9 protein-coding genes are annotated in these 11,309 nt (G+C 47.5%); 7 read left to right on the top strand and 2 right to left on the bottom strand.

Going from position 1 to position 11,309, the window contains the following annotated elements; translation table 11 throughout:
• Positions 1–3: 3 nt before the first annotated feature.
• Together BUQ91_RS02310 and BUQ91_RS02305 are read left to right on the top strand one after the other, a co-directional pair.
• On the top strand, positions 4–1,518 hold the full coding sequence (locus BUQ91_RS02310; RefSeq protein ID WP_074208001.1) for a complex I subunit 4 family protein: 1,515 nt from the start codon (positions 4–6) through the stop codon (positions 1,516–1,518).
• Between the two features lie 11 nt (positions 1,519–1,529).
• Positions 1,530–2,972, top strand: a complete 1,443-nt coding sequence (locus BUQ91_RS02305; RefSeq protein ID WP_074208000.1) for an NADH-quinone oxidoreductase subunit N — start codon at positions 1,530–1,532, stop codon at positions 2,970–2,972.
• Between the two features lie 115 nt (positions 2,973–3,087).
• On the opposite strand, the gene BUQ91_RS02300 is transcribed toward BUQ91_RS02305, so the two are convergent.
• Complete coding sequence (locus BUQ91_RS02300; protein WP_014546967.1) at positions 3,088–3,291, bottom strand: type II toxin-antitoxin system Phd/YefM family antitoxin; 204 nt, start codon at positions 3,289–3,291, stop codon at positions 3,088–3,090.
• Positions 3,292–3,429: 138 nt separating this feature from the next.
• Between BUQ91_RS02300 and xseA the strand changes: the two genes are divergently transcribed.
• The gene (gene xseA / locus BUQ91_RS02295; RefSeq protein WP_074207999.1) at positions 3,430–4,728 is read left to right on the top strand and encodes an exodeoxyribonuclease VII large subunit; all 1,299 of its coding nucleotides are present in this window, start codon (positions 3,430–3,432) and stop codon (positions 4,726–4,728) included.
• A gap of 59 nt (positions 4,729–4,787) precedes the next feature.
• On the opposite strand, the gene BUQ91_RS02290 is transcribed toward xseA, so the two are convergent.
• Positions 4,788–5,204 carry a type I restriction enzyme HsdR N-terminal domain-containing protein gene (locus BUQ91_RS02290; protein ID WP_074207998.1) on the bottom strand — a complete coding sequence of 139 codons (417 nt, stop codon included), beginning with the start codon at positions 5,202–5,204 and terminating at the stop codon, positions 4,788–4,790.
• 147 nt (positions 5,205–5,351) lie between these two features.
• Between BUQ91_RS02290 and BUQ91_RS02285 the strand changes: the two genes are divergently transcribed.
• From BUQ91_RS02285 to BUQ91_RS02270, 4 genes are all read left to right on the top strand, one after another.
• A complete protein-coding gene (locus BUQ91_RS02285) occupies positions 5,352–6,767 on the top strand; it encodes a sensor domain-containing diguanylate cyclase (RefSeq protein ID WP_074207997.1) in 1,416 nt (471 codons plus the stop codon).
• A 2-nt stretch (positions 6,768–6,769) separates the two neighbouring features.
• Complete coding sequence (locus tag BUQ91_RS02280; protein ID WP_074207996.1) at positions 6,770–8,179, top strand: GGDEF domain-containing protein; 1,410 nt, start codon at positions 6,770–6,772, stop codon at positions 8,177–8,179.
• Between the two features lie 15 nt (positions 8,180–8,194).
• Positions 8,195–9,607: a GGDEF domain-containing protein gene (locus tag BUQ91_RS02275; RefSeq protein WP_074207995.1), complete on the top strand. Its 1,413-nt coding sequence runs from the start codon at positions 8,195–8,197 to the stop codon at positions 9,605–9,607.
• A gap of 358 nt (positions 9,608–9,965) precedes the next feature.
• Positions 9,966–11,267, top strand: coding sequence for a pyridoxal phosphate-dependent aminotransferase (locus BUQ91_RS02270; protein WP_074207994.1), 1,302 nt, complete (start codon positions 9,966–9,968; stop codon positions 11,265–11,267).
• The last annotated feature ends 42 nt before the right edge of the window (positions 11,268–11,309 follow it).

Raw genomic sequence — 11,309 nt, 5'->3', positions numbered from 1 at the left:
CCCATGAATACAATACTTTTTAACTCCATTTGGGTCATCCCCCTCTTAACAGTTCTCGCCTGCGTACTGATCCCCGCCACGTACGAAAAGACGCTCCGAACCATCCACGTCACGTCGGCAACAATTGTCCTTGCAATTGTCTGCTACTTGACTTACGCCATCTACGCCCTCTCGGGAACTCCGACGGATCCGGCAGCCGCACCGCTTGCGCTCCGATTCTTCACGGACATCCCGTGGCTTTCGATGTTCAACGCCCACTACATTGTTGGCGCTGACGGTCTCAACATGCTGTTGCTTGCACTCACGGCATTTATCGTCTGGGCAGGCGTGCTTGTAAGCCTCAAGATCAAAGGGAATCAGAAGATTTTCTTTGCGCTTATCCAGCTTTTAGCAACAAGCGTTTACGGCGTATACATGAGCTTTGACTTGGTGCTTTTCTTCGTGTTCTACGAAATGGAAGCACTTTGCATGTACCTCATGATTGCCTGCTACGGCAGTGGCAAACGCGACTACGGTGGTAAAAAGCTCACGTTGACGCTTGCGTTTGGCTCTTCGATGATTCTTGCAACGCTCTTCGGACTTTACTTCGAAAGTGGCGCTACCAGCTGGAACCTCATTGAAATTGCAAAGACGACACTCCCGATGGATTTCCAGATGTGGGCATTCCCGCTCATGTTCATGGGATTCGCCGTTTCGAGTTCGCTCTTCCCGTTCCACTTCTGGAGCCCGGACGGTCACTCCGCCGCACCGACTGCAGTTTCGATGCTCGCTGCCGGTGTGATGATGAAAATGGGTGCCTACGGATGCTTGCGCGTTGCCATGTTCCTCATGCCCGAAGCCGCCAAGATTTGGCTCCCGTACGTTGTAGCGCTCCTCATCTTTAACGTGGTTCTCGGCCCGTTTATTGCCATCCGCCACAAGGACCTCAAGTATATCACCGCTTACAGCTCCATCAGCCACTTGGGCCTCATCTTCCTCGGACTTGCAGCCCTCACACCGATTGGACTTCGTGGCGCTAGCCTCCAGATGATTTCTCACGGATTCTTGACCGGACTCTTCTTCGCGACTATCGGCATGATTTACGAACGCACCCACACCCGTGACATCACGGAAATGGGCGGTATCATGCGCAAGATGCCGTTCCTCGGCGTAGGCTTTGTACTTGCCGGTTTCGCAGGACTTGGTCTCCCGGGCTTTAGCGGATTCATTGCCGAAAGCACCATCTTCATTGGCGCATTCCAGCAAGATTCTACGCTCACACGCATCGTGACTATTCTCGCCATTCTCTCCATCACAACGACTGCCGTCTACATTCTGCAAACCGCGAACCGTATGCTTCACGGCCCGCTCCCGCAAAAGTACGAAGGCCTCACCGATGGATGCTTCCGCGAAAAGTTGGTCATCGTCGTTCTCGTTGCCTGCTTATTGTTTATCGGTGTTTGCCCCGGCTGGATTTCGGAACTTCTGGACCAGAGCATAGCACCTATCTTTGAAAAGATTTCATCGGCAGGTTTATAGTAGGTTTAATTATGACAAATTTTGCAATTCCAAACTTCATTCTACCTGACGTTTTGCTGCTGATTTTCCCATTCGTCGTGATTGGGATACGCCTTTTCGTGACTACACAATCCAAAGTCCCTTGGCGCATGGCGAACATCGGCTTTATCGCCATTTTCTTCTTGCTGAACTTCATCCCGCTCGCGAGTGGCAACGGAAGATTATTTATCTGCAACTGGAAAGTGGACGACTTCGGCGTGCTCATGCGCGAAGTGCTCATAGTGAGTGCTCTGCTTGGCATGTGGCTTTCCAAGGACTACTTTGAACATGGCGCCGACAAGAAACCGCCCATGCACCAGATTGCCGAATTCATCGGTGCCATCGCATTTGCAACGTTCGGTGGATTCACGGTCGTGAGCGCTTGCGACTTGCTCACGTTCTTCCTCGGCCTCGAAATTGCGACCATCCCGATGTACGCACTCGCCGCCTGGAACAAGCGCGACCAATACGGCTCTGAAGCCGCTACCAAGTACATCTTGATGGGATCTGTCGCCACAGCATTTGAACTGTTTGGCTTCAGCTACCTCTACGGTTTCTCCGGAAGCCTCCACTTCAACGAAATCCAGGCCGCTGTTGCAAGCGGTTCTAGCCCGCTCTTGTGGATTGCCGTGCTGTTCCTCTTCTGCGGAATCGGATTCAAGCTAACGCTGTTCCCGTTCTACACCTGGGCTCCGGACGTTTACGAAGGCGCTCCGACGCCGGTAACCGCCGTGCTTTCCGTGACATCGAAGGCAACCGCCATTGCGTTCCTCGTCGTGCTCGTTTACGGCCCGCTCGCTCCGATTCAAGACAAGATTGCTCCGCTCATCGCTCTCCTCGCTGGCGTCACGCTCTTTGTCGGTAACCTCGGTGCTTTAAAGCAGAGCCGCCTCCGCCGTTTCATGGCTTACAGCTCTATCGCTCAGGCAGGCTACATCATGGTCGCCTTGCTTGGCCCTGCAACAACCGCAAAGACGGCAATCATCTATTACCTCTTTGTCTATGCCGTTTCGAACTACCTTGCATTCTTCGTGTTCGGCATCATCGGGCATCATCGCGAAGAAACGTTCCAATCGCTCCGTGGACTTTCAAAACAGAACCCGAGCCTCGCCATTGCCCTTGCGATTTCGATGTTCAGCTTGGCAGGCATCCCGCCTCTCGCCGGCTTCTTTGGCAAATTCCACCTGTTCTTCAGCGGAGCTTCGACAGGCCATTACGCGCTCGTCGCATTCGCCGTCTTGAACAACGTCATTGCGCTCTTCTACTACTTGCAGCTCATCAAAGCTGCCTGGGTCGATGATCCGGACGGCCACCTCACTCCGCTCCGCCTCACCAAGCGTCAACGCGAAGTTATCATTCTCTTGAGCGCAGCCGTGATCGTTCTCGGATTCCTGCCGTTCTTGAGCAACAACATCTTTGCCGGATTCACGAATTAAGCAAGCTGAGAACTATGGATTCTCCTAACGGAGAATGACAAAAATTTCGCCCCCGATTTAATCGGGGGCGTTTTTCGTTAAGATTTTTTTACAGCCTTCAGCAAATAAATACAAACTAAAGTTCGTTCCAGATGTCGTTCGGGAGTTTTCCGATATCGCGAAAGTCAAGTTTGCCGCTTGTGGCGGAATTCATGCTCACGAGGCGTGCCAAAGGCTTGCCAGCGCGTTCAATGACAATTTCTTCGTCCTTGATAGCGACCTGGTTCAAGAGCGTCCCAAAATTCTGACGCATATCCATTGCAGAAACTACTTTCGACACGGGGAGTCCTTTTTGTACTAAGCAATTTAATTATTATTATAATTAACGTCAATTTCATGCGTTCTAGTTCCTTCGACTTCGAACCCAACGGTTCTTCACTCAGGATGACAACGTAAACGACATCTCAATTAAAATCAAATGGATCAAGAAGTTCGTACATTTTCGGTCACGCAGTACATGCGTTCGCTCAAGAACACCGTGGAGGCAACACCTGCGGTTTGGGTGCATGGGGTGATTTCGCAAATTGCGGAAAAGCCGTCGGGCGTTTACCTGAGCATTGCAGACTTCGCCGATGGCGACGTGAAACCGAAAGCAACGCTTGCCCTTTATTGCTACACAGCCAAATACGATGCGATTCTCGCAAAAATTTCCAGCCTTTCGCAGCCGTTTACACTCAAGCACGACTTGAAGGTCAATTTCCTCGTGCGTGCGGAACTGTACATCCCGTACGGAAAGCTGCAAGCGCAAATCTTGGACATCGACCCGGTTTACACGATTGGCGAACTTGCACTGACGAAGAGCGCCATTTTGAAGCGCCTTGCGATGGAAGGCTTGCTCGAAAAGAACAAGCAGTTAGAACTTGCCGACGTTCCGCTCCGCGTGGGGCTTATCACCGGCGAAAATACGGCGGCGTACAAGGATTTCACCACGCGACTTGAAGCTTCGCCATTTGCATTCGAAGTCACGACGGTCTATGCGCGGATGCAAGGGAACGAAACCGAAGGGAGTATTATCGCCGCCCTGGACCAACTTCAAAGCGACCCCAATTTAGATGTTGTCTGCATTGTGCGCGGCGGCGGCGCCAAGACAGACTTGAACTTCTTTGATAGCGAAGCGCTTTGCCGAGCAGTAGCAAACTACCCCACCCCCGTCTTTACGGGAATCGGCCACGAAATCGACCGTTGCCTTTTGGACGAAGTCGCTTACCTCTCATGCATCACGCCCACAGACTGCGCCAAGCGTCTCGTAGAACACGTCACTGATAGTTGGAACCGCATAACCGATGCAATGGCAAACATTGCCGATGGCGCCCGCGACCTTCTCACCGAAAGCAACAAGCAACTCGGCACGATGGGGAACCAGCTCCAGCAAAAAGTTTTCGGGCTCATCCAAAACGAGAAATCGAAACATGTGCTCATAGCAGCATCCATCAAAAAGGACACCGCTTTTTACATAAAGTCTGAGCACGAGCGCCTCGACCGCAACCACGAAGGTTTAAAGCAGGGGTCCCGCAAAATTCTCGACCTTGCAAAATCGCAATTCGAGCTCGTAACCGAGAAAGTCAAAAACGCAGATCCCAAGACGACACTTGCCAAGGGCTACTCGCTCACACTAGATGAAAATGGGAAATTTATCCGCAAGGCAAGCCAGCTCAAGAGCGGCGACACCATCAAGACACGACTCGCCGACGGGGATGTTTTGTCTGTTGTACAATAACTAGATCCTTCGACTTCGTGCTGCGCACTCCGCTCAGGATGACAAGCTCCGCACAGTCCCTAGCCAAACACCGGCAAACTTTCGATTTTCTTGAACCGGCGCGTCACAGGATCTAGCTCAAAATAGCGCACCGCATCACCTAGTGCAAGCATCACGTAGTTCGGCGTCAAAATCTGCAAATACTTGTTCAGTTGCTGTTGCAGCACGGGCCACGTGTATTCGCCCGGAGCCTTGCACTCCACCAAAAGCCACGGCTTTGAGAGAGGCGCCCCCGCCCTAAAATTGTGCACCACAATATCCGCCCGATCCGCCGTCTTAGCATCTACCGACGAAAGCGGGAATTCCACCGCAATCAAGTGTTCTGGCACCTTCACCACATCGAGCAAATAGCGCACTGTCGCCTGCCGAACATGCTCTTCGGGGGTCGCAGGAACCTCTTTTTTGCGAATCGGGTCAAAAATCGTATCGTGAATCATTAGCGATGAATATAAAAAAACTGCGAAAAAGTGAGGAAAATCACCCAATTTTGAGCCCAAATTATAAAAAAAGTGATTTTACAAACTCCCAATTTCCACGATTCATATTATTTTTATAAAGGCTTTTAGGCCAAAGAAGGAGTTAATATGGATTTACAGGAATATGTAGACCAGTTTGATTCGATGACCTGTATCATGTCTGTTGAAAAAAATGCCGACGGGAGCTATGGCAAAATGCGCATAGAAGTCGGTAATAAGGCGTATGTTGCGACTTATGAAAAAAACAACGACATTCCGATTGACATGCCCTTCGGCAAAAAGTTCGTGCCCGGTCAGGAATACACCACATATATTCCCAAAGACCTGAACTTCGAGCATTTCATTTTCAACAGTGCAGTCAATAAAAAGCCTATGCACGCCTACATCCACCCTGACCGGTTCGATGTATGGTTCAACATATTCAGTCTGCCTCTTGATTTCGATGACCCCAACAAATGCTACTGCACCTACACGCAAGAGCTTTCGAGCGAAGCTAGTGCAGAACAAATGGCCAATCTTTCGGCAAAAACTACTTCAGACGTTCTAAAAACATGTATCAAGCTCCGCAGCACCAAAGATTTTCTAAAGACAATGGACGAAGTCATTAGTGACATTCGTAATATTTGCGGTTCAAATTTCTGCTGCATCATGCTGACTAATTTTAAGGAAAACACTTGTTCGCTATTGAGCGAAAGTACCGCTCCAGACATAGGTCACCATTCTCTTTTAGATTACCTGAACGATTCGTTTATAGATCTAGTCAAAACATGGGTTGATACAATCGGCGGGAGCAACTGTCTTATCATTAAAGACGAAAACGATATGGATACCATCAAGGTACGCAATCCTCGTTGGTACAAATCCATGCAAGAAGCAGACATCCGCAGCATAGTGCTGTTCCCGCTCCAGTACAATAACGAAACAATAGGCTTTATCTGGGCAACAAACTTCGACACCAAGAATACGGACCACATCAAGGAAACCCTTGAACTGACAACATTTTTTATCGCTTCTGAAATTGTAAACTATCAATTGTTACAGAAGCTCGAAATGTTGAGTTCCACAGACCTTTTGACAGGCGTCAAGAATCGTAACGCCATGAACAACCGCGTCCTCAAGGTTGTAAGCGGTCGTGAACGTAAACCAGATACATACGGAATTGTTTTTGCAGACTTGAACGGTCTCAAGACCGTAAATGATGGTGATGGCCATAATGCAGGCGACACCCTTCTGAAAAACGCAGCAAAAGCTTTGATGGACTGTTTCGCAGATTGTGAAATTTATCGTGCCGGTGGCGACGAATTCGTGGTCATTTCCACAAACACGTCCAAAGAAACTATCGAGGCTCAAATCGAAGCTTTGCGTAAAAAGGCCGAAGCCCCAGAGCCCGTCAGTTTTGCAATTGGATTTTATTACGACGACAAACAAGGCGATATCCGTGTAGCCATGCGAGAAGCAGACGCCCGCATGTACGAAGATAAAAAGCGCTTTTATGAAAAATATCCAGAAAACAGGAAGCGTTAAATATGGACTTGCAAAAGTTTGTGGATTCCTTTAACACAATGACTTGTGTTGTTTCAGTCGAAAAGCGAGAAGACGGTAGACTTGGTCGCATTCTTTATGAAGTAGCCAACAAACCGTTCATTGAAGCAACAGAACAAGCCGTTCGTGATGGGTATGCCATAACAAACGAGCCCTTTAAACCCGGTTCCAGTTACGAACGGTACATGAAGAAGGAACTGAACTTCGAACACTTCTGCTACCAGTGCGCCATCAAAAAAGAACCTATTCATGCCTACATCCGCCCGGAGCACTTCGACTTTTGTATCAACCTAGTCATGCTGCCCCTGAATATTGACGACCCGAAAAAGGCATATTGTTCTTACTCACAATGTATTTCGCCCGAGGTGGACTACGATGCCATGTCTAAGCTTTCTGCAGAAACATCATCGACGGTCCTCAAGACATGTATTAAGCTCCGTGGTGCACAAAATCTGCAAAAGACCATGGATGAAGTCATTAAAGACATTCGTGAAATCTGTAACGCAAGCTACTGTTGCATTTTGCTAACCGACTTTAGCGAGCATACTTGTTCCGTATTTAGCGACTCGGTTAAAAATAGTTCAAACCAACGCTCTCTTAGAGAAGACCTGACCCATGATTTTATCGATTTTGCCAAAACATGGATTGATATTCTCGCCAATAGCAACTGTTTAATGCTAGAGAACGAAGACGATTTTGAAATCGTCAAAAAACGGAATCCAAAATGGTACGCATCTCTTCAACAGCATGATGTTGACAGCCTTATTTTGTTACCGATTGAAGCGAATAACAGAATCATAGGCTTTTTCTGGGTTGCCAATTTCGACACATCCAAAGCACTACAAATAAAAGAAATTCTCGAAACTTCGACGTTCTTTATAGCTTCGGAAATTGCAAACTACCAGTTAGTGAACAAGCTTGAAGAGCTCAGCAACACGGATTTGCTGACAGGTCTTTTGAACCGCAATTCCATGAACAACAGGATTTCGCAGTTCGTGAACGGAGAGATTACATACAAATCATTGGCTGTTATATTCGCTGACCTCAATGGACTCAAGCCCGTCAACGATATTCAAGGGCATGATGCTGGTGACCAACTGTTGAAAAAAGCATCTTGCATTTTGACCGAAACATTTACGGAAGGAGAAGTGTACCGTGCAGGCGGAGATGAATTTTTGGTAATCATCACAGACCAGCCTAAAGACATAATCGAAGCTAAGGTCAAAAAAATCCATGAAAAATCCATGGACTTGAACAACGTGAGTTTTTCATTGGGTTTTTACTATAACGAAGAGGGCGGCAGTATTCGAAAAGCGATGCAAGAAGCTGACGTTCAAATGTACGAAGACAAAAAACAATTCTACGCCATGCATCCGGAACTAAAAAAAAGATAATAGACGGAGGAACTGATGAATCTACAAGATATTGTCAACAGGTTCCATACGATGACAAGCATCCTATCGGTCGAAAAACGCAACGATGATAAAATCGGCACCATCCGCATCGAGGTCGGTAATGACTTGTACATCCGTTCCATGGAAAAAGTTGATGAAGACGGCAATGTCGTTTTCAAGCAAAAATTTGTTCCCGGTAGCAGTTATGAACGCTACATGAAGAAGGAATTGTATTTTGAAAATTTATGCTATGAATGTGCCATCAAGAAAAAGCCCGTTCACGCCTACATTCGTCCAGAGCGCTATAATTTTAGCATCAACTTGATAATGATGCCCTTAGACATCAAAGACCCGAACAAGGCGTATTGCACATATTCTCAAGAAATAACGTTCGAAGAAGACCTTGATGCTATGTCGAACATTTCGGCAAAAACATCATCTACTGTATTGCAGACCTGCATTAAACTCCGTGGAGCAAAAAATCTGCAAGAAACCATGGACGAAGTTATCGAGGATATCCGCAAGATTTGCGATGCTAGCTACTGCTGCGTATTGCTCACAGACTTCAACGAAAACACATGGTCGGTATTTAGCGATTCTGTAAAAGCTGGTTCAAATCAACATTCTATTCGAGAATATAAAGACCAAAACTTTACCGAATACGCCAAAACATGGTTAAAGTTCCTTGATGGAAGTCTCTGCCTGATGATAAAAAATGATGCAGACCTTGAACTGATCCACCAAGCAGACCTTACTTGGTACAATTCACTCGTCAATGCAAATGTCGAATCCCTCGTTCTTTTGCCACTACAGTATTCCGGAACCAACATTGGATTTATTTGGGTCACAAACTTTGACACATCCAATACGGTCTACATCAGAGAAACGCTTGAGCTTTCGGCATTCTTTGTCGCATCCGAAATTGCAAATTACCAGCTTTTGAACAGGCTCGAAATTCTCAGCAACCAGGACCTTTTGACAGGTCTTTTGAACCGCAATTCCATGAACAACAGAATTTCGCAGTTCGTGAACGGAGAGATTTCATATAAATCCCTAGCCGTTATTTTTGCTGACTTGAACGGGCTCAAGCCGGTCAACGACAATCAAGGTCACGATGCCGGTGACAATCTTTTAAAACAAGCTGCACAAGTTTTAAGAACAACCTTTAAAGACAGCGAATGTTACCGTGCCGGTGGTGACGAATTCCTCGTTATTGCAATTGATCAGCCTAAAGAGGAACTTGAGGCCAAGGTCGAAAAAATCCGCCAGGATTCCATGATTCCGGGACATATCAGTTTTGCCATCGGCTTAAGCTACGATGAAAACGGAGGCAAAATCCGTAAGGCATTGCACGAAGCAGACACACTCATGTACGAAGACAAGAATCGTTACTATGAGCGTTTTCCGGGACATCGAAGAAGATTCTAGGAGATTCTTTGACCTAATCGTTCTATCTTGACACATATCTTTTGTTGAGCTATATTTTGACACATGAATAAAATCTTTGGACAGAACATCGCAGCGAAAGCAGCAATCGCAGCAAGCCCGGCAGCAGCCCGAGCTATTGTGGGGCTGTCCAAAGAAACCAAAATCTGTAAAGCTTAACGCGAAAAACTCAGATCAAAAGTTTCAAGGGCAGCCCCGTAAAAGGCTGCCTTATTTTTTTCTAAAAAATTTCCCCTAAACTTTAACCATAAACAAAAGGAAACCCGAAAATTCACGAAAATATTATTCTATAATTACGCAGTAAAATTGTGAATTTTCGATACTTTTATAGGAGTCTAAAATGCGTAGAAGATTATTGAGCGAAGGTGCCAAGGAACTTTCTTACGAAATCCGTGAAATTGTGAAAAAGGCAAATCAGCTCAAGGCGCTTGGCCTCCCCATTCACTGGGAAAACATCGGTGACCCGATTGAAAAGAAGTGCCAGATTCCAGAATGGATCAAGGACATTGTCGTTGATTTGGTCAAGACAAACCGCAGTTACGGTTATTGCCCTTCCAAGGGCATGCTCGAAACCCGCGAATTCTTGGTGAAGGAAAACAACAAGCTCGGCGGTGCCCAGATTAACGTCGACGACATTCTATTCTTCAACGGCCTCGGTGACGCCATCGCCACGATTTACGGTCTTTTGTCGATGACCACCCGCATTATCGGACCTGCACCGGCTTATTCCACGCACAGCTCTGCCGAAGCCGCTCACGCTCACACTTCGCCGATTACTTACCGCTTGCAGCCGGAAAACCACTGGTACCCGGACTTGGAAGAACTCGAAAACAAGGTGAAGTACAATCCGAGCATTGCAGGCATCTTGATTTTGAACCCGGACAATCCGACCGGTATGGTCTACCCGCTTGAAATTCTCCAGAAGATGGTCGATATCGCCAAGCGCTACAACCTGTTCATCATCTGCGACGAAATCTACAACAAGATCGTCTACAACGGCGCCCACGCTTACGCGCTCGCCGAATACATCGGCGATGTCCCGGGTATTGCGCTCAAGGGCATTTCTAAGGAATACCCGTGGCCGGGCGCACGCTGCGGCTGGGCTGAATACTACAACCGCGACAAGGACGAACAGTTCGACGCATTCTGCCGCGCTCTCGACAACGCAAAGATGGTGGAAGTTTGCTCGACCACACTCCCGCAGATGACAATTCCGCGCGTGCTTGGCGATCCGCGTTTCAAGGAACACCGCGATGCGCTCAACGAAAAGATTGGACGCAGAAGCGCCATCATCAATGAAATTCTCTCCGACATTCCAGAGCTGTATTTCAACCCAACTTACGGCGCATTCTATAACACAATCATCTTCCGCGAAGGTACGCTGAACAACCACCAGACGCTCAAGATTGACAATCCGATTATCAAGAAGAAAGTCGAAGAATGGTGCAGCAAGACAACAAATCTTGACTACCGCTTTGTGTACTACCTCTTGGGCGCAAAGGGAATCTGCGTCGTGCCGAGTACAAGTTTCTGCACAGATCTCAAGGGTTTCCGCGTGACGCTCTTGGAAGAAGACGAAGACGAACTCCGCAGCGTGTTCACCACGATTCACGATGCGATTATCGAATACTTGCATAGTTAGTCTTATTAACTTGTAGTTACAAGAGTTCAAGGGCCTCGCATG

Source organism: Fibrobacter sp. UWB11 (genome assembly GCF_900143015.1).
In the GTDB taxonomy this organism is placed as follows: domain Bacteria; phylum Fibrobacterota; class Fibrobacteria; order Fibrobacterales; family Fibrobacteraceae; genus Fibrobacter.
Note: the sequence above shows the minus strand (reverse complement) of the source record. Positions and strands in the feature narration are given on the sequence as shown.